This window comes from Aliiroseovarius marinus, assembly GCF_004360145.1.
Taxonomy (GTDB): Bacteria; Pseudomonadota; Alphaproteobacteria; order Rhodobacterales; family Rhodobacteraceae; genus Aliiroseovarius; species Aliiroseovarius marinus.
This window is the reverse complement of sequence record NZ_ML178712.1, coordinates 492,148-509,153: the sequence shown is the minus strand read 5'-3', so window position 1 is coordinate 509,153 and position 17,006 is coordinate 492,148. Positions and strand designations below refer to the sequence as shown.

Sequence of the window (17,006 nt, the reverse complement as noted above, 5' to 3'; positions counted from 1 at the left end):
CCGCCACAAGGACGGGGTTTTCAGGTGATTTAGAGACGAACTTAGTCGATGATCGCGTTCAGCGTGGCCGAGGGGCGCATCACTTTGGCTTTCAGTTCGACCGAGGGGCGATAGTAGCCGCCGATATCGGCTGCCGGACCCTGAGCTGCGGCCAGCTCGGCCAGGATGGCTTCTTCACCGTCTGCCAGTGCCTTGGCAACCGGAGCGAACTCGGCCGCCAGATCAGCGTCGTCCGACTGAGCGGCCAAAGCGTCGGCCCAGTAGCGAGCGAACCAGTAGTGGCTGTCGCGGTTATCCGGCTGACCAACTTTGCGCGACGGCGAGTTGTTGTTGTCCAGAATGCCTTGGGTCGCAGCTTCGGCAGCGGCACCCAGAACACCGGCTTTGGCGTTGCCTTTGACGTCCGCCAGGAAGTTCAGGCTTTCACCCAGCGCACAGAACTCGCCCATCGAGTCCCAACGCAGGTGGTTTTCTTCAACCAGCTGCTGAACGTGCTTCGGAGCCGAGCCACCAGCACCGGTTTCAAACAGACCGCCACCTTTCATCAGCTTCACGATCGACAGCATCTTGGCCGAGGTGCCCAGTTCAAGGATCGGGAACAGGTCGGTCAGATAATCGCGCAGCACGTTGCCGGTGATCGCGATGCTATCGTTGCCAGCGGTGATGGTTTTCAGCGACTGTGCGGTGGCTTCGCGCGGGGCCATGATTTGGAACAGATCGGCTTTGCCGGCAGCTTCCAGAGCGGGCGTCACGTATTTGATCAGCTCGGCATCGTGGGCGCGGTTTGCGTCCAGCCAGAAGATGGCTTCCGAACCGGTCAGGCGCTGACGGTCCATGGCCAGCTCGATCCAATTTTCGATCGGAGCTTTCTTCACGGTGCAGGAACGCCAGATGTCACCGGCTTCAACCTCGTGGCTGTGCAGCGTGTCGCCATTTGCGGTCACGATACGGATGGTGCCGTCAGCGGGTGCCTCGAACGTGGTCGGGTGCGAGCCGTACTCTTCCGCTTTCTGTGCCATCAGGCCAACGTTTGCCACCGAACCCGCGGTGGTCACGTCCAGCGCGCCGTTGGCTTTGAAGAAGTTGATGGTTTCGTCATAGACTGTGGCGTAGCAGCGGTCGGGGATCACGCAGTTGGTGTCGCCTTTCGCGCCGGTCTCGTCCCAGCCTTTACCGCCTGCGCGGATCACGGCAGGCATCGAGGCGTCGATGATCACGTCCGAAGGCACGTGCAGGTTGGTGATGCCTTTGTCGCTGTCGACCATGTACATCGACGGACGATCCAAGGCGGCGATTTCCGCGTTGATCTCGTCTGCGTTGTCCATGCTGTTGATGGCGTCCAGAACCGCACCCAGACCCGAGTTCGGCGAACCGCCGGCAGCCGCAATAGCTTCGCCGTGCTTGTCCCAAACCGGACCCAGCCATGCCTTGACTGCGTGGCCAAAGATGATCGGGTCCGACACTTTCATCATGGTCGCTTTCATGTGAAGCGAGAACATGGTGCCGTCTTTCTTGGTGTCTTCGATGGCCTCGGCCAGGAAGGAACCCAGAGCTTTCGCCGACATGAAGGTCGCATCCGCGATGGTGCCTTCTTCCAGCGGCCAGCCGTCTTTCAGAACGGTGGTTGCGCCGTCTTTGCCGACGAATTCGATCTTCGCGTCACCTGCCTGAGCGGCGGTGATGGTGGCCGATACTTCGTTGGCGTAGAAGTCGTTGCCTGGCATGGACGACACTTTGGTTTTCGAGGACGATTCCCAAGCACCCATCGAGTGCGGGTTGTTTTGGGCGAAGTTTTTCACAGCGCGGGCCGAGCGACGGTCCGAGTTGCCTTCGCGCAGAACCGGGTTCACAGCCGAACCCTTGATGCCATCATAGCGCGCGCGGATCGCCTTTTCTTCGTCAGTCGACGGATCTTCCGGGTAGGACGGGATGTTGTAACCCTGACCTTGCAGTTCTTCGATCGCGGCAACCAGCTGCGGAACCGAGGCCGAGATGTTCGGCAGCTTGATCACGTTCGCACCGGGGGTTTTCACCAGCTCGCCCAGGGCGGCCAGATCGTCCGACTGGCGCTGATCGTCGGTCAGGTTTTCGGGGAAGGTCGCGATGATGCGGCCAGCCAGCGAAATGTCCGGCGTGCCAACGGTGATTCCCGCGGCGGAAACGAACTTGCGGATGATCGGCAGGAACGAGGCCGAGGCCAGCTCGGGCGCTTCGTCTACAATTGTATACAGAATGTCTGCTTGCGATTTATCGGTCATTTTATGGCACCTCTTTTTTCGCGGAAAGGTTCGCCTGCGGACAACGGTCCAGAACGGCGATAGGTGAGATTTCCCCTTTCCCTTACACAAAACCCGTGAAGAAAAAAAGGGCAGAGCGCTAACAGCTCCAAGAAAAAGGGTCGCAGCCCAAGCTACGACCCTTCGAATGCGGTCAGAGGCGATCCATGATGGCCTCGGCAATCGACATTGTGTTGCCGGTACCGCCCAGATCGGGGGTGACGCGGTCCTTGGCCTGCACGGTGTCGATCACCGCTTTCTTCAGGCGCTGGGCGTCTTCCGGTTTGCCCACATGCTCCAACATCAGGCCCGCGGCCATCAGGAACGCACAGGGGTTAGCCTTCTGTTGACCGGCGATGTCAGGGGCAGATCCGTGGACGGCTTCAAAGATCGCAGCGTCCGTGCCGATATTGGCGCCCGGGGCCAGACCCAGACCACCCACCAGACCGGCGGCCAGATCCGACAGGATGTCGCCAAACAGGTTGGTGGTGACAATCACGTCAAACGCATCCGGGTACATCACCATCTGCATGGCGCAGGCATCGACAATGCGCTCGTCACACTCAACACGGCCTTCATATTCTTGGGCAACCTTGCGGGCTTCTTCCAGAAACATGCCCGAGAGCAGCTTCAGGATGTTCGCCTTGTGGACGATGGTGACCTTCTTGCGCCCGTTCGCCAGCGCATATTCGAACGCGGCACGGGTGATGCGCTGGGCACCTTCCTTGGTGTTGTACCCGGTCGAAAACACTTTCCCCTCGGGGTCACCATTGTGCTCCATATACCCTTCGTCCGAGATGTAATACCCTTCCAGGTTCTCGCGGAAGATCACCATGTCGATGTTGTCATAGCGACCGTCCAGTTTGATCGTTTTGGTCGGGCGGACGTTGGCATAGAGGTTAAAGGCCTGCCGCAGTTGCAGGTTGATCGACTTGAAGCCGCCGCCAACGGGTGTGGTCAGCGGACCCTTCAGCGCCAGCTTGGTTTTGCGGATGCTGTCCAGCGTCGCTTCGGGCAGGGGGGTGCCGACGGCGTCAAAGGCGGTCATCCCAGCCTGTTGCACATCCCATTCGAACGGGCTGCCCATCTTGTCGAGGATGGCAGTAACGGCTTCGGTGATTTCGGGGCCAATCCCGTCGCCGGGGATCAAAGTGGCTTGGATCTTGGTCATGGTCTTCTCCATGCTGTTGAGCGCGTTTAAGGCTCATATAAACGGTATACAATGGAATACAATAGCGAAATGACATTCAGAAAGGTGAATAAAACAAGGCGTTTCCCCGTCATGCTACGCGCGACTTGCGCCTGCGGGCAAGCGCGCTAACGTGGACAGGCAAGGAGGCGCCGCGTGACCCTATTCAATCTCGGATCCATCAACATCGATAACTTCTATCGCGTGCCGCATATGCCCGCGCCGGGGGAAACTCTGGCGGCGGAGGAGCATTCCGTCGGATTGGGCGGGAAGGGCGCAAACCAGTCCGTCGCAAGCGCGCGGGCTGGATCGCAGGTGCGCCATATCGGGGCGGTTGGTCCCGAGGGCGATTGGTGTGTCGAGGTGCTGACACAAGCCGGAGTCGACACGCGCCACATCACGCGGGCGCAGGTGGCAACGGGCCACGCCAATATCCTGATTGATCCCGAAGGCGAGAACCAAATCATTCTCTATCCCGGCGCAAACCGTACGTTTTCACGGGATCATGTTTCCGAGGCTTTGTCCGATGCAGGGCCGGGTGACACGCTGATCTTGCAGAACGAAACCGCCCTGACAGTCGAGGCGGCCACGCTGGCCAAGTCGAAAGGCCTGCGCGTCATCTATTCCGCCGCGCCCTTTGTGGCTGAGGATGCGAAAGCGATGCTGCCTGTGACGGATATGCTGGTGTTGAACGAAATCGAGGCGCAACAGCTGACCGACGCGCTGGGCGTTGGGTTGGCCGATCTTCAGGTGCCCGTGGTGTTGATCACCAAAGGGGCGGATGGGGCCGTCTGGATGGAAAACGGCGTGGAAACCGCGCAGGTTCCGGCTTTCCCGGTGACGCCTGTGGACACGACTGGCGCAGGGGATTGCTTTATCGGCTATGTCGCCGCGGGTCTGGATCAGGGAATGTTGCCCGAAGAAGCCATGCGGCTTGGGTCGGCGGCATCCGCCATCAAAGTCACCCGCTTTGGCACCGCAGATGCGATCCCGACACGGGACGAAGTTGACCGCTTTCTGCAAGACTAGGGTCTGTTAGCCTTTCAGAAGCTGCCCCAAACGCATTGCGATCGACATATCGCCGGATACCTTGATCTTGCCCATCATGAAGGCCGTCATCGGGTTCAGATCACCCTTCATCAGCTTTTGCAAATTGGCATGCGACATGGCGATGGTGCAGTCCGTATCCGCATCCTCGCGCGAGACCACACCGTCTTGCAGAACAATCACGCCGTCCTCACCACAATCCAGCTTCAGGCTTTCATCGAACGGCACTTTCGTCAGGCCGCGTTCGATCTTTTCGACGATGGGGGTCAGGGGCATGGGAGGTCCTTAAGTAAAAACGCCCCCGCGTGATACGGGGGCGTTTTGAATTGGTCCACTGTGACGTGGCGCGAGCTTACTTGACGCGTTTGTTGCGCATCGCGATCAGCTTCAGACGCAGGGCGTTCAGCTGGATGAAGCCGGCGGCGTCGGTCTGGTCGTAGGCGCCCATGTCCTCTTCAAAGGTCACGTGCTCTTCCGAGTAGAGCGAGTGATCCGACCAGCGGCCAACCACGCGGGCCAGACCTTTGTACAGCTTCATGCGGACGGTGCCGGTGACGTGCTCTTGGCTGTGGTCGATGGCGGCCTGCAGCATCTCGCGCTCGGGCGAGAACCAGTAGCCGTTATAGATCAGCTCGGCATAGCGCGGCATCAGTTCGTCTTTCATGTGCATCGCGCCGCGGTCCATGGTGATCGACTCGATCCCACGGTGGGCGTCCAGCAGGATGGTGCCGCCGGGGGTCTCGTAGATCCCGCGCGACTTCATGCCAACATAGCGGCCTTCCACCAGATCCAGACGGCCAATGCCGTGCTTGCGACCGTATTCGTTCAGCTCGGTCAGAATAGTCGCGGGCGACATCTTTTCGCCGTTGATGCCGACGGGATCGCCTTTTTCGAACTCGATCTCGATGAACTCGGGGGTGTCAGGCGCGTCTTCCGGGTGCACGGTGCGCTGATAAACGTAATCCGGTGCGTCCTCGGCCGGGTCTTCCAGAACTTTTCCTTCCGACGAGGTGTGCAGCAGGTTCGCGTCGACCGAGAACGGCGCTTCGCCACGTTTGTCCTTGGCGATCGGAATCTGGTTCTTCTCGGCGAAGTCCAGAAGCTTGGTGCGCGAGCCCAGATCCCATTCACGCCACGGGGCGATCACGACGATCTCGGGGTTCAGCGCGTAGGCGGCCAGCTCGAAACGCACCTGGTCGTTGCCTTTGCCGGTTGCGCCGTGGCTAACCGCATCTGCGCCGTGCTCTTCCGCGATTTCCACCAGACGCTTCGAGATCAGCGGACGTGCGATCGAGGTGCCCAGCAGGTACAGGCCTTCATACTGCGCGTTGGCGCGGAACATCGGGAAGACATAATCGCGCACGAATTCTTCGCGCAGGTCTTCGATGTGGATGTTTTCAGGCGCGATGCCCAGCATCTCGGCCTTCTTGCGTGCGGGTTCCAGTTCTTCGCCCTGACCAAGGTCAGCGGTGAAGGTGATCACTTCGCAGCCATACTCGGTCTGCAGCCATTTCAGGATGATCGAGGTATCAAGGCCACCGGAATAGGCCAGAACAACTTTCTTAGGCGCCTTTTGCGGTGCGGTATTGGACGAAATCATCGGTTTCCCTTTCACGAGCGTATCGCGCGGCGATTATATGTTTTTAAGGGAAAGAGCAAGGATGCGCGGGCGTGTTCTGCACGGAAAAGGGCGGCCCAATGGACCGCCCTTCGTAATTTTATTCGCAGTGGCCGATCGGATCAGAGCCCAAGGTTGCCGTGCAGTTCTTCCATGGCGGCTTCGTCACCGGAAATGTCGCGGCCATTGGTCAGTTCCAGAAGCGCTGCGTGCTGGTCTTCGGCCGCAGTTGCTGCCGCTGCCGCTGCCGCAGCTGCTTCGTCTTCAAGACGGGCCAGCTCGTCCTCATAGGCTTGGGCTGTTGCAAGATCTTCCTGTGCGCTCGCCAGATCGGTCTGGGTCTGCGTGATCTGGTCGTCCTTGGCTTTCAGTTCGTCTTCCAGCTCGGCAACGCGGGCGGCTTCGTCATCGGTCAGCTCGGTTTTGGCGTTGAGGGCGTCCAACTCGGTCTGAAGCGCGGTTTTCTCGTCGTTCAGGGTGCTCAGCTGGCTGTTCAGCCCATCGATTTTGGTCTGCGTTTCCTCAGCGGTGAAGCCGGGATCGTTTTCCTTGTGGGTCTCAACCGCTGCGGTTGTTTCGGCCACTTTTGCGTCCGCTTCGCCGACATTGACCGTCGCGTCACGATATGCTGCCGCCTTGCCGACACGGCTGTTGGCGTTGGCAACTTCCAGGGCGCGGGCGCTGGCATTCGATGCGTTTGCCGATTTCAACGAGCTGCGGGTCGAGCCATTTCCGTTCGAGGCTTTGGAGCCGCCTTGCGACTTCGATCCGCCCTGCGACTTGCTTCCGCCTTGTGATTTGGACCCGCCGCGTTTCTCTTTGCCGCCGCCTTTTTCCTTGTCCTTGCCCTTGGCCAGCGCAGGCTCGGCTGAAACGAGCATGATTGATGTGCTTGCGACAGGAACAGCAAGAGTGGTGACAAGTGCTGTCATGACGGCTTTGGTGAGTGTTTTCATTTGCGCTCTCTCCGTGAGTTCAGAGTGGGTTGGCCTCGCTATAATAGAAGACGAACGCTAGTCGGTCAGAAAACGCTGACAAGAATTTTGTTCAAATATGCATACAATATTATCGGGTTATGGGCGACTGTTTCCAAATCGACACAACTTCCGGGCGCTCAGTCTTTGGTTTGACTTGCCAAGCGGCACCTCTTGATGGACAGATCACGCATGAGCGATTTTTTGAAAAGAGCCCGCGTTGCCGAACAGCAAATGCGCGCATTGTTCCCCGCCACGCCCTTGCAGCGCAATGACCATCTGTCTGCGATGTATGGGGCCGATATCTGGCTGAAGCGTGAAGACCTGAGCCCGGTGCGCAGCTACAAGATCCGGGGTGCGCTGACGGCGATGGGCAAGGCCTTGGCCGCGGATCCGACGCGCGATCTGTTCGTGTGCGCCTCGGCAGGCAACCACGCACAGGGCGTGGCCTATACCAGCCGCCATTTTGGCGTGCGCGGTGTGATCTTCATGCCTGTCACAACGCCGCAGCAGAAGATCGAGAAGACCCGTATTTTCGGCGGCGACAACATCGAAATCCGCTTGGTTGGGGACTATTTCGACGACACTTTGGCCGCTGCTCAGGAATATTGCGCCACCGAGGGCGGTCATTTTCTGTCGCCCTTTGACGATGCGGATGTGATCGAAGGACAGGCCAGCGTCGCCGCCGAGATCGTGTCGCAGCTTGGCCGTGCGCCGGATCTGGTCATCCTGCCGGTTGGCGGTGGCGGGCTGTCCTCGGGTGTCACCAAATATCTTCGCGAAACCGCGCCGGAAACCGCCTTGCGCTATGTCGAGCCTTTGGGTGGGGCCAGTTTGAAAGCGGCACTGGATGCGGGCGGGCCCGTGACCATGCATGCGGTGGACAATTTCGTTGACGGCGCTGCCGTCGCCCGGATCGGTGATCTGACCTTCGACGTTTTGAAGGATATCGACCCGAGGCATGTGCTCGACGTTCCCGAGGACCGCATTTGCCTGACGATACTGGACATGCTGAATGTCGAAGGCGTGGTGCTGGAACCCGCTGGTGCCTTGTCCATTGATGCGCTGAAAGACCTGAAAGACGAGATCGAGGGAAAGACGGTTGTCTGTGTTACGTCCGGCGGAAATTTCGACTTCGAGCGCCTGCCCGATGTCAAAGAGCGCGCCCAGCGCTTTGCCGGGTTGAAGAAATATTTCCTGCTGCGCCTGCCGCAACGCCCCGGTGCGCTGAAAGATTTCCTTCAGATCCTTGGTCCGGACGACAACATCGCCCGGTTCGAGTACATGAAGAAAAGTGCGCGCAATTTCGGATCCGTCCTGTTGGGGATCGAGACCAGCAAGCCCGAAAACTTCGACCTGCTCGAGCAGCGGTTGGAAGAGCACGGCTTTGCGTTCTCGGACATCACGGATGATGAAACCATCGCCGAGTTCGTGGTCTAGCACGTCGCCAGAAACTCGGCCTTGGACTGATCATAGGTGGTGAAAACCGGGTCGAGCTGGATCTGGTGGGCCTGACCGTTTGCCGCGGCCTGTTCATTCTGCCCGCAGATCACAGACAGATCCCGAAACCCCAAATTCAGGGCCGAGCCCTTCAGAAAGTGCATATCCTGTTCGAACTGCGCGGGGTCTGGGCTGGATTTCAGACGGGCAATGACCTCATCCACTTCTTCCAGGAAAATCTCGGCCACCTCGCCGAAATCTTCTTCCCCGATTTCATCTTTCAGTTCATTCACGCGGCCCCAGTCGATCATGAGCGGCTCCTATCTGTCCGCGGTGATCATGCGCGATGCAGGTTAACATACTGTTATAATTACAGATAAGGTCGAATTTTAACTTTAAAGACCTGTTAAATCGAGCGCCCTAAAGATGATCCGGAAAGTCGTATTTTGAAGAGTTCTTGGGGCAATCTTGGGCGTAGCAAAACCACATAACACTGAGGCAATCCGCACAAATACCGCGCAAAACAACGCGGTGCGGCCTGATTCGATTCAGCGCATCCTGGTCGTTGACGACAGCCGCGCCCAACGCAGCCTGATGTCGCGATCACTGGCAAAACAAGGCTATCAGGTGACCGAGGCCGGGTCGGGGCTGGAGGCGATCAAGTTATTCTCGGCGCATGATTTCGATCTGGTTCTGAGCGACTGGATGATGCCCGGTATGGACGGGCTGGAGCTGTGTAAGGCTATTCGGGCGTACAATGCGAAGGGCTATGTCTATTTCATCCTGCTGACGTCGAAATCCGACAAAGACGCGGTGGCGCGCGGTTTGGATGTGGGGGCGGACGATTTCCTGGCCAAACCCTTCAATCCGGATGAACTGCGTGCGCGGATCGCGGCGGGTGGGCGCATTCTGTCGATGGAGCGGGAGCTTCAGGAAACCAACCGGCTGGTGTCCTCGGCGCTGGCAGAGCTGAAAACGCTCTATGATTCGCTGGATCGTGACTTGGTCGAGGCGCGGAAGATGCAGCAGTCCTTGGTGCGGGAATCGTTCCGCGACTGGGGCCGGGCGGAAGTGTCCGTGCTGTTGAAGCCCTGCGGCCATGTGGGCGGCGATCTGGTGGGGTTCTTTGACGCCGGAAAAGACCACATCGCGTTCTATTCCATTGATGTGTCCGGGCATGGGATCGCCTCGGCGCTGTTGACTGCGCGGCTTGCGTCCTACCTGTCCGAAGGGTCGCCCACGCACAACATTGCCTTGATCGAGCGTGAAGATGGCGACCACCGCCGCCAACCTCCGGAAATGGTCGCGGCCCAGCTGAACACGCTTCTGACCAAGGACATGCTGTCCGAGCACTATTTTACCATGTTGTTTGGCTATCTGAACATGTCCACGGGCCACGTGGAGTTTACCCAATGCGGGCACCCAAATGCTGTGATCCTGAACCGATCCGGCCGGGCGCAATTCATCGGGGATGGCGGAATGCCGATCGGCCTAATTTCGGCGGCAGAGTTCGAACGCCAAACCCTGAATTTGTATCCCGGAGAGCGGCTGATCTTTTATTCAGACGGCTTCACGGAATGCGAAAACACACAGAAAGAACAGATTGAAGAACAAGGGTTTGGCGAGATCCTCGAGCAAAACAGCGGCCTGACAAACGAGATGCTGTTTGACGCGATGGTCTGGGATCTGGATCGCTATACCGGCGGGGAAGAATTCGGCGATGATCTGTCCTGTGTGATGGTGACTTACAAGTCCCCGACATAGGTCTGGACGAAATGCCGGTCGCCCGCGCTGTGCAGGATCTTTGCGGCGATGGGGGCGGTACTCCAGATCGGGGTATGGTCCGGTTCAATTGGTGCACCGATCTGCCGAACGGGGACTGCCAGAAAAATGTGGCAGATCTTTTCGGCCCACAGGTCGTATTCCGGCATGAAGGTGAACCGACGATAGGCGCCCAACCGCACCGGATTGCGGATGGTCCAGCCGGTTTCCTCCATCACTTCACGATGCAGGGCGGCAATCGGGCTTTCCCCAGCATCAATGCCGCCGCCCGGAAGCTGGTATTCGTCGAACGCACCACCCTGATGGGTCAGCAGCAGATCTTGCCCGTGTACAAGGATCGCATAGGCCCCCGGACGCGGAGTGTAGGCCTGATTTCTTTGCTTCGGAGCGCCAAATCTACGGATCATCCCTTTTCCATCCGGTTGCTGCCACCATATAGACGCGGTATGCCAAGCTGAACGCCGTTAGGAAAGCCCCATGACCCTTGGATCTCAAATCGCCTGGGATGACACCATTCTGCCATTCCAACTGGACAACAGCGACATCCGTGGCCGCCTTCTGCGCCTAGACGGAGCGCTGGACACGATCCTGTCCCAACACAACTATCCCCCCGCGATCGAAGCGCTGGTGGCCGAAGCCGCCATGCTGACCGCGATGATCGGGCAGACGATCAAGCAAAGCTGGAAACTGTCGCTACAAATCCGCGGCGATGGCCCCGCACGCCTGATTGCCACCGATTACTACGCGCCGAAAGTGGCAGGCGAGCCCGCCGAAATCCGCGCCTATGCCAGCTATGACGAAGAGCGTCTGGACCCCACCGGACCCAGCTTTCCGCAGATCGGCAAGGGCATTTTCGCGATCCTGATCCAGCAAAAGGAAGGCCAGCAGCCCTATAAGGGCATGACGCCGCTGGCGGGGAATTCGTTGTCCGACTGCGCGCAGTCCTATTTTGCGCAGTCCGAGCAGTTGCCGACCCGCTTCCACCTGACCTTTGGCAAATCGGTCTGGGCCGGCGGTCAGGAAGGCTGGCGTGCGGGCGGCGTGATGCTTCAACACATGCCGAAATCCTCGCCGCATGTGACGGGCGAAGGTGGCTCGGGCGAAGGTGGGCTACTGGCGCCCGCTGATTTGCTGACGGATGAAGACAGCGAAAATTGGAGCCGCGCCAACATCCTGTTGGATTCCGTGGAAGAGCTCGAACTCGTTGGCCCCTCGGTTCAACCGACCGAGCTGCTGGTCCGCCTGTTCCACGAAGAAGCCCCGCGCGTTTATGATCCGCAGCCGGTGACCTTTGGCTGCCCCTGCTCTGAACAGCGCGTGCGCGACAGCCTGTCGATCTATTCGGAACGTGACATCGGTCACATGACCAATGAAGACGGTCGTGTGACCGCGGATTGCCAGTTCTGCGGTGCGCATTACGATCTGGATCCGGCCACCGTGGGCAAGGATGCGAAGGGCGTGGATGGTGACAGCGCCTGATCAAATCGCGCGCCTTCGGGCGGCCCTGTCCCTGCCGGGGACGGGTAGCTCGGATTTTGATCTGTCGCCCGGCGTGAAGCCTTTGGCCGGGCGAAAACTGCGCCCGGCGGGCGTGTTGATGCCCTTTGTCGAAACCCGAACCGGGCTGGAATTGGTGCTGACCAAACGGTCCTCGGCCTTGAAACATCACCCGGGGCAGATTGCCTTTCCGGGCGGCAAACGGGACGAAATAGACACTGATATTCGTGCCACCGCCCTGCGCGAGGCGCACGAGGAAATCGGCCTGCACCCCACGAAAGTCGAGGTTCTGGGCGAGCTTCCTGAACACGAAACCGTCACCGGTTTCACCGTGACCCCGGTCTTGGGCTTGGTCACCACCGAGTTCACCCCAATCGTCGAACCCGGCGAGGTCGAGGAAGCCTTCCGTGTGCCTTTCGACCACGTCGCGGACCTGGCCAAGTTCAGCAGACAAGGACGGTATTGGCAGGGTCAAATGCGCTGGTACGAAACCGTGCCGCTTGGCCCTTATTACATCTGGGGCGCCACCGCGCGGATGTTGCGCGCATTGGCCGAAAGGCTGGCGCAATGACGCGTATTCAGGGCGACTGGATCAACGACCCCGGCGCGCAGCGAGTCTGCGCCTTGCTGTCCGACGCCGGGTATCAGGCCTATTTCGTCGGCGGGTGCGTGCGCAATGACCTTTTGGGGGTCGGGATTTCCGATCTGGATATGTGCACGGATGCGCTTCCCGCCCGCGTGATGGAGCTGGCCGAGGCGGCTGGCCTGCGCGCGCTGCCCACCGGGATTGACCACGGCACGGTGACGATTGTTATCGACCATGAACCGTATGAGATCACGACCTATCGCAAAGACGTCCACACGGATGGGCGTCGTGCGGTCGTGGCGTTCTCGGATCGGGTCGAGGATGACGCACATCGCCGCGATTTCACGATGAACGCGCTCTATGCCGATCCAGCCGGGCAGGTTTTGGACCCGCTGGGCGGGCTTCCCGACCTGAACGCGCGCCGAGTGCGGTTCATTGACGATGCGGGCGAACGGATCCGCGAGGATTACCTGCGTACGCTCCGCTTCTTCCGGTTTCACGCGTGGTATGGTGATGAAGCGGCGGGTATTGATCCAGACGGATTGGCGGCATGTGCGGCGAATTTGGCAGGGTTAGAGACACTTTCGAAGGAACGTGTCGGGTTGGAGATGCTGAAGATTCTGTCCGCGCCCGACCCTGCGCCCGCGATGGCGGCGATGGCGCAGTCTGGCGTTTTGGCGCGGATCTTGCCCGGTGCGGATGCCTCGAAACTGGCGGTTCTGGTGTATCTTGAGGCCGATTTGACCACAGACCCGCTGCGCCGTCTGGCGCTGTTGGGTGGGCAGGGCGTCGCGAAGGCATTCCGCCTGTCAAAGAAGCAAGCAAAGCAGCTAGACGAATTGCGCGATGGGATGGGGTCATCCGCTTCGGTTGGCGAGTTGGCCTTCCGATTGGGCCCTGATCAAGCGCGCAGCATTGCGCTTCTGCGTGCTGTGATGTTTGAGGCGCCGCTGCCCGACGGGCTGGACGCCCAGATCGACGCCGGAGCTGCGGCGAAATTTCCCATCAAGCCTGTCGACCTGATGCCCGATCTTTCCGGGCCCGCGCTGGGCGAGAAGCTGCGCGCTCTTGAAACCCGCTGGATCGCATCGGGTTTTACCCTGACGCGCGAGGAGTTGTTGAGATGAGTGACGTGACTCACACCATCACCCGTCTGGGTCATCTGGGCGATGGGATTGCCGACGGACCTATCTTTGCCGCCCGCACCTTGCCGGGAGAGGTCGTGCGCGGTGACGTTGTGGGCGACAGGATCGAGACGCCGAAGATCATCACGCCCTCGTCCGATCGGGTCAAACCCGCTTGCCCGCATTACAACGCCTGCGGGGGTTGTTCGTTGATGCATGCCTCGGATGAGTTCGTGGCGGGATGGAAGACCGATATTGTCCGAACAGCGCTAAGTTCCCACGGAATAGAGACTGATTTCAGGCCCATCCATACCTCGCCCACGCGCTCAAGACGACGGGCTGTGCTGTCTGCGAAACGGGGCAAGAAGGCGCCGATTGTTGGCTTTCATGGCCGTCGGTCTGGCACAATTACCGAGATTTCGGACTGTCATCTGATCCACCCCGAGATCCTGCAAGCCTTGCCCGCACTGGGCGAGCTGACTGTGATTGGTGGCTCGCGCAAGGGCGAGCTGTCGATTAACGCGACGGTCTCAAACGTGGGGCTGGATGTGTCGGTGACGGGCGGCAAGCCGCTGGACCGGGCGCTTGAGTCCCAGTTGGGGCAGGCCGTGCACCGCTTTGGTTTCGCCCGCCTGTCGTGGGACGGTGAGGTGATCGCGATGGAAACCCCGCCGACGCAAAGTTTTGGGTCTGCCGCCGTGACGCCCCCGCCCGGCGCGTTTCTGCAAGCCACCCGCGAAGGCGAAGCTGCCCTTTTGGCTGCCGTGCGCGAGGCGATTGGCGACGCGGATCACATTGTGGACCTGTTTGCTGGCTGCGGCACCTTCGCGCTGCCCTTGGCGGAAAACGCCGTGGTCCACGCGGTCGAGGGCGAGGGCAGCATGTTGAAAGCGCTGGATGCGGGCTGGCGTCACGCCAAAGGCCTACACAAAGTGACCACTGAAACACGCGATTTGTTCCGAAATCCGCTTTATGCCGAGGATCTGACCCGGTTTGATGCTGCCGTCATCGATCCACCGCGCGCCGGAGCCGAGGCGCAGATCGAACAGATTGCCGCGTCGGACCTGTCAGTTGTGGCAATGGTGTCGTGCAACGCGATCAGTTTTGCGCGAGATGCCAAGATTTTGCTTGATGCAGGGTTCGAAATGGATTGGATACAAGTCGTGGATCAGTTCCGATGGTCCACACATACCGAGCAGGTGGCCAGTTTCCGGCGCGGATAAGCCGGATCTGCCACACAAGAAGTACGGGTGACCCATGAGAACCGTCGTCGCAATTGCAGCAATGCTTGCCCTTCTTTTTACCGCGTCCTGCGGAGACAAGATCATCACCTATGACGGGCCCGAAGTGACGCGGATCGTTGTGAACAAGGGTGCCCGGAAGATGTATCTTCTGCACGGCACCGAAGTTCTGAAAAGCTATAACATCGAATTGGGCTTTGCCCCTGAAGGGCACAAGCAGTTCGAAGGCGATGGTAAGACGCCCGAGGGGCGCTATGTGATCGACCGCCGCAATCCCAACAGCGCGTTCTATCTGTCGATCGGCATTTCCTATCCCAATCGCAAAGACGTGGAATATGCGCGTGCGCAGGGGAAACGCCCCGGTGGCGAGATCTTTATCCACGGTGGACCGCGCCCCAAGGATCCGAAAGGACCGGATTGGACGGCGGGCTGTATCTCGGTCAAGAACCGCGAGATGCGCCAGATTTATGCGATGGTGCGGAACGGAACGGTCATCGACATCAATCCCTAAGAAAAAAGCCCGCCAGATGTGGCGGGCCTTTTTGTGATCGTTGAAGTGGTTTAGGCGCCGACCTCGAGCACCCACCAGATTTTGCCGTTGGTTTCCTGATGCCACGAGAACCCCAGATTGCGCGCCCGCGGATCCATGATGATGCGGCGCGTGTCCGGATTTGCCATCCATGCGGACAGGGTTTGAAGCTCGCTTTCGAAGGTCTCGGAAATCGTCTCACCCAGATAGGTGCCCGGATAGCCGACACGTGTGGCGCGATCCAGCGGCGACGACCCGTCCGAGCCGAAATGCCACGGCCGGTTCTGGACCGACATGTCCTGCGCATGCGTTTTTGCAGCCGCGTTCAGCTGGCTGTTCAGCTGCAAGGGCGTGGCGCCCGAAGCAGCACGCAGCTCGTTCACGGAATCCAGCATCCGGTACTGAATGCGCGACGTTTGTGCGGCCGAAATCCGGTACACTTTCGTGCCGGTGCCGGTCGTGGTGGGTCCAGTCGTACAAGCCGCCAGAGTCGTTGCTGTGGCCAAAGCCAACAAAATCGCGCGCATGGGTACTCTCATCAAAATAATCTTGTTCTGGCGCCTCACTATAGACAGTATGTGACGAATTCAAATAACGGGTGCGCGATATTGCCGATTCACGCCGGTTTGATTTGCGACTGATGCGGTCGCGCAATATAGGGTACGTTAACAAAGTAAGTTCATTGGAGTGGCAATATGAGTGACACCCCCAGCACTAAGATTGGCCGTCGTACATTTTTGACCGGTGTTGCCGCAGCTGCGGGCGGTGTGGCGTCGCCCGCGCTTGCGCAGTTTGATAACTCGACCGCGGTGGAACGCGATCTGACCGAGGTGGTGAAGCGCAATATTTCCAGCTTCCGCACCCTCGATTGGCAGCCCTATTTCAGCAACACCAGAAACGGTGTGATCCTGGTGGATATCAGCTCGCGCTGTTTGCACTATTGGTCCGAAGATCAGTCGATCTACCGCCTGTACCCGACCTCGGTCCCGCTGAGCGAAGACCTGACCCGCCGTGGCCGCACCAGCGTGATCCGCAAGGTGGAAGGTCCGTCCTGGGCACCGACCCCGGCCATGCGCAAACGCAACCCAGAATGGCCCGCCTTTGTTGGCCCCGGTCCCGATAACCCGCTGGGCACCCATGCGCTGTATCTGGGCTGGAAATACTACCGGATCCACGGCACGCATGACACGCGCAAGATCGGGCGTCAGTCGTCGAACGGCTGCATTGGTCTGTATAATGAACACATTGCCGAGCTGTTCGGCTTGGTGAAAAACGGGGCACAGGTTCTGTTGATCTGATCGCAGCACACCTTAGAAACAAAAAAGCCCCGCAAGTTGCGGGGCTTTTCTTTTAGCTGTGTGCCGGGATCAGACGCTTTCGTCGATCCACGACTGCAGGGCAGCTTTCGGCGCAGCGCCCACTTTGTTCGAGATCACCTGACCGTCTTTGAACATGAACAGCGCCGGAATGCCGCGCACGCCCATCTGGGCCGGCGAGTTCGGGTTTTCGTCCACGTTTACCTTCACGATTTTGACCTTGCCTTCATACTCGGTCGACAGCTCTTCCAGAGCCGGGCCGATCTGTTTGCAAGGGCCACACCATTCGGCCCAGAAATCGACGACGACGGGAATGTCCGAGTTGCGGACTTCTGCGTCAAAGGTGGCATCGGTGACAGCGACGGTTGCCATGTGTGTTCTCCTAAA

18 protein-coding genes are annotated in these 17,006 nt (G+C 59.4%); 9 read left to right on the top strand and 9 right to left on the bottom strand.

Going from position 1 to position 17,006, the window contains the following annotated elements; translation table 11 throughout:
• Positions 1-41 precede the first annotated feature (41 nt).
• Together EOL43_RS02660 and EOL43_RS02655 are read right to left on the bottom strand one after the other, a co-directional pair.
• On the bottom strand, positions 42-2,258 hold the full coding sequence (locus EOL43_RS02660; protein ID WP_133485232.1) for an NADP-dependent isocitrate dehydrogenase: 2,217 nt from the start codon (positions 2,256-2,258) through the stop codon (positions 42-44).
• A 172-nt stretch (positions 2,259-2,430) separates the two neighbouring features.
• Positions 2,431-3,447 (bottom strand): isocitrate/isopropylmalate dehydrogenase family protein, encoded by a 1,017-nt coding sequence (locus EOL43_RS02655; protein WP_133485230.1) that lies wholly within the window; start codon positions 3,445-3,447, stop codon positions 2,431-2,433.
• A 174-nt stretch (positions 3,448-3,621) separates the two neighbouring features.
• On the opposite strand from EOL43_RS02655, the gene EOL43_RS02650 reads away from it, so the two are divergent.
• Positions 3,622-4,494, top strand: a complete 873-nt coding sequence (locus EOL43_RS02650) for a ribokinase (protein WP_133485228.1) — start codon at positions 3,622-3,624, stop codon at positions 4,492-4,494.
• A gap of 6 nt (positions 4,495-4,500) precedes the next feature.
• On the opposite strand, the gene EOL43_RS02645 is transcribed toward EOL43_RS02650, so the two are convergent.
• The 3 genes from EOL43_RS02645 to EOL43_RS02635 all read right to left on the bottom strand — a co-directional run bounded on the left by EOL43_RS02645 (position 4,501) and on the right by EOL43_RS02635 (position 7,086).
• Positions 4,501-4,788 carry an SCP2 sterol-binding domain-containing protein gene (locus tag EOL43_RS02645; RefSeq protein WP_133485225.1) on the bottom strand — a complete coding sequence of 96 codons (288 nt, stop codon included), beginning with the start codon at positions 4,786-4,788 and terminating at the stop codon, positions 4,501-4,503.
• A 76-nt stretch (positions 4,789-4,864) separates the two neighbouring features.
• Entirely contained in the window at positions 4,865-6,112 is a 1,248-nt protein-coding gene (locus EOL43_RS02640) for an argininosuccinate synthase (RefSeq protein WP_133485223.1), read from the bottom strand.
• A 140-nt stretch (positions 6,113-6,252) separates the two neighbouring features.
• Positions 6,253-7,086 (bottom strand): hypothetical protein, encoded by an 834-nt coding sequence (locus EOL43_RS02635; RefSeq protein ID WP_166636185.1) that lies wholly within the window; start codon positions 7,084-7,086, stop codon positions 6,253-6,255.
• Positions 7,087-7,296: 210 nt separating this feature from the next.
• Here EOL43_RS02635 and ilvA point away from each other — a divergent pair, with 210 nt between their 5' ends.
• Positions 7,297-8,544, top strand: a complete 1,248-nt coding sequence (ilvA, locus tag EOL43_RS02625; RefSeq protein ID WP_133485219.1) for a threonine ammonia-lyase IlvA — start codon at positions 7,297-7,299, stop codon at positions 8,542-8,544.
• Here the strand turns inward: ilvA and EOL43_RS02620 are convergent.
• On the bottom strand, positions 8,541-8,855 hold the full coding sequence (locus EOL43_RS02620; protein WP_133485217.1) for an Hpt domain-containing protein: 315 nt from the start codon (positions 8,853-8,855) through the stop codon (positions 8,541-8,543). The two genes, ilvA and EOL43_RS02620, sit on opposite strands and share 4 nt — an antisense overlap.
• 220 nt (positions 8,856-9,075) lie before the next feature.
• On the opposite strand from EOL43_RS02620, the gene EOL43_RS02615 reads away from it, so the two are divergent.
• Positions 9,076-10,308, top strand: a complete 1,233-nt coding sequence (locus EOL43_RS02615) for a PP2C family protein-serine/threonine phosphatase (protein WP_240686435.1) — start codon at positions 9,076-9,078, stop codon at positions 10,306-10,308.
• On the opposite strand, the gene EOL43_RS02610 is transcribed toward EOL43_RS02615, so the two are convergent.
• Complete coding sequence (locus EOL43_RS02610; protein ID WP_133485215.1) at positions 10,290-10,733, bottom strand: NUDIX hydrolase; 444 nt, start codon at positions 10,731-10,733, stop codon at positions 10,290-10,292. The two genes, EOL43_RS02615 and EOL43_RS02610, sit on opposite strands and share 19 nt — an antisense overlap.
• A gap of 70 nt (positions 10,734-10,803) precedes the next feature.
• Between EOL43_RS02610 and hslO the strand changes: the two genes are divergently transcribed.
• The 5 genes from hslO to EOL43_RS02585 all read left to right on the top strand — a co-directional run bounded on the left by hslO (position 10,804) and on the right by EOL43_RS02585 (position 15,285).
• Positions 10,804-11,805: an Hsp33 family molecular chaperone HslO gene (gene hslO / locus EOL43_RS02605; protein WP_133485214.1), complete on the top strand. Its 1,002-nt coding sequence runs from the start codon at positions 10,804-10,806 to the stop codon at positions 11,803-11,805.
• The gene (locus EOL43_RS02600) at positions 11,789-12,394 is read left to right on the top strand and encodes a CoA pyrophosphatase (protein WP_133485212.1); all 606 of its coding nucleotides are present in this window, start codon (positions 11,789-11,791) and stop codon (positions 12,392-12,394) included. Before hslO ends, EOL43_RS02600 begins: the two co-directional genes overlap by 17 nt.
• Complete coding sequence (locus EOL43_RS02595; RefSeq protein ID WP_133485210.1) at positions 12,391-13,536, top strand: CCA tRNA nucleotidyltransferase; 1,146 nt, start codon at positions 12,391-12,393, stop codon at positions 13,534-13,536. Before EOL43_RS02600 ends, EOL43_RS02595 begins: the two co-directional genes overlap by 4 nt.
• Positions 13,533-14,756, top strand: a complete 1,224-nt coding sequence (locus tag EOL43_RS02590; protein WP_133485208.1) for a class I SAM-dependent RNA methyltransferase — start codon at positions 13,533-13,535, stop codon at positions 14,754-14,756. Before EOL43_RS02595 ends, EOL43_RS02590 begins: the two co-directional genes overlap by 4 nt.
• Before the next feature lie 61 nt (positions 14,757-14,817).
• On the top strand, positions 14,818-15,285 hold the full coding sequence (locus EOL43_RS02585) for a L,D-transpeptidase family protein (RefSeq protein WP_240686434.1): 468 nt from the start codon (positions 14,818-14,820) through the stop codon (positions 15,283-15,285).
• Positions 15,286-15,335: 50 nt separating this feature from the next.
• Here EOL43_RS02585 and dalA read toward each other — a convergent pair whose 3' ends face one another.
• Positions 15,336-15,830 (bottom strand): divisome-associated lipoprotein DalA, encoded by a 495-nt coding sequence (gene dalA, locus EOL43_RS02580; RefSeq protein ID WP_133485205.1) that lies wholly within the window; start codon positions 15,828-15,830, stop codon positions 15,336-15,338.
• A gap of 168 nt (positions 15,831-15,998) precedes the next feature.
• Here dalA and EOL43_RS02575 point away from each other — a divergent pair, with 168 nt between their 5' ends.
• Positions 15,999-16,601 carry a L,D-transpeptidase gene (locus tag EOL43_RS02575; RefSeq protein ID WP_133485204.1) on the top strand — a complete coding sequence of 201 codons (603 nt, stop codon included), beginning with the start codon at positions 15,999-16,001 and terminating at the stop codon, positions 16,599-16,601.
• A 69-nt stretch (positions 16,602-16,670) separates the two neighbouring features.
• Here the strand turns inward: EOL43_RS02575 and trxA are convergent, their stop codons facing one another.
• Positions 16,671-16,991 carry a thioredoxin gene (gene trxA / locus EOL43_RS02570; RefSeq protein WP_133485203.1) on the bottom strand — a complete coding sequence of 107 codons (321 nt, stop codon included), beginning with the start codon at positions 16,989-16,991 and terminating at the stop codon, positions 16,671-16,673.
• Between the last annotated feature and the right edge of the window lie 15 nt (positions 16,992-17,006).

Bases quoted from the DNA above. Each gene is read 5' to 3' on its own strand.
- EOL43_RS02610 (WP_133485215.1), bottom strand. From the start codon at position 10,733: ATGATCCGTAGATTTGGCGCTCCGAAGCAAAGAAATCAGGCCTACACT.
- EOL43_RS02655 (WP_133485230.1), bottom strand. From the start codon at position 3,447: ATGACCAAGATCCAAGCCACTTTGATCCCCGGCGACGGGATTGGCCCC.
- EOL43_RS02575 (WP_133485204.1), top strand. From the start codon at position 15,999: ATGAGTGACACCCCCAGCACTAAGATTGGCCGTCGTACATTTTTGACC.
- EOL43_RS02600 (WP_133485212.1), top strand. From the start codon at position 11,789: ATGGTGACAGCGCCTGATCAAATCGCGCGCCTTCGGGCGGCCCTGTCC.
- EOL43_RS02640 (WP_133485223.1), bottom strand. From the start codon at position 6,112: ATGATTTCGTCCAATACCGCACCGCAAAAGGCGCCTAAGAAAGTTGTT.
- trxA (WP_133485203.1), bottom strand. From the start codon at position 16,991: ATGGCAACCGTCGCTGTCACCGATGCCACCTTTGACGCAGAAGTCCGC.
- EOL43_RS02595 (WP_133485210.1), top strand. From the start codon at position 12,391: ATGACGCGTATTCAGGGCGACTGGATCAACGACCCCGGCGCGCAGCGA.
- hslO (WP_133485214.1), top strand. From the start codon at position 10,804: ATGACCCTTGGATCTCAAATCGCCTGGGATGACACCATTCTGCCATTC.
- EOL43_RS02660 (WP_133485232.1), bottom strand. From the start codon at position 2,258: ATGACCGATAAATCGCAAGCAGACATTCTGTATACAATTGTAGACGAA.
- EOL43_RS02620 (WP_133485217.1), bottom strand. From the start codon at position 8,855: ATGATCGACTGGGGCCGCGTGAATGAACTGAAAGATGAAATCGGGGAA.
- EOL43_RS02590 (WP_133485208.1), top strand. From the start codon at position 13,533: ATGAGTGACGTGACTCACACCATCACCCGTCTGGGTCATCTGGGCGAT.
- dalA (WP_133485205.1), bottom strand. From the start codon at position 15,830: ATGCGCGCGATTTTGTTGGCTTTGGCCACAGCAACGACTCTGGCGGCT.
- EOL43_RS02585 (WP_240686434.1), top strand. From the start codon at position 14,818: ATGCTTGCCCTTCTTTTTACCGCGTCCTGCGGAGACAAGATCATCACC.
- EOL43_RS02645 (WP_133485225.1), bottom strand. From the start codon at position 4,788: ATGCCCCTGACCCCCATCGTCGAAAAGATCGAACGCGGCCTGACGAAA.
- ilvA (WP_133485219.1), top strand. From the start codon at position 7,297: ATGAGCGATTTTTTGAAAAGAGCCCGCGTTGCCGAACAGCAAATGCGC.
- EOL43_RS02635 (WP_166636185.1), bottom strand. From the start codon at position 7,086: ATGAAAACACTCACCAAAGCCGTCATGACAGCACTTGTCACCACTCTT.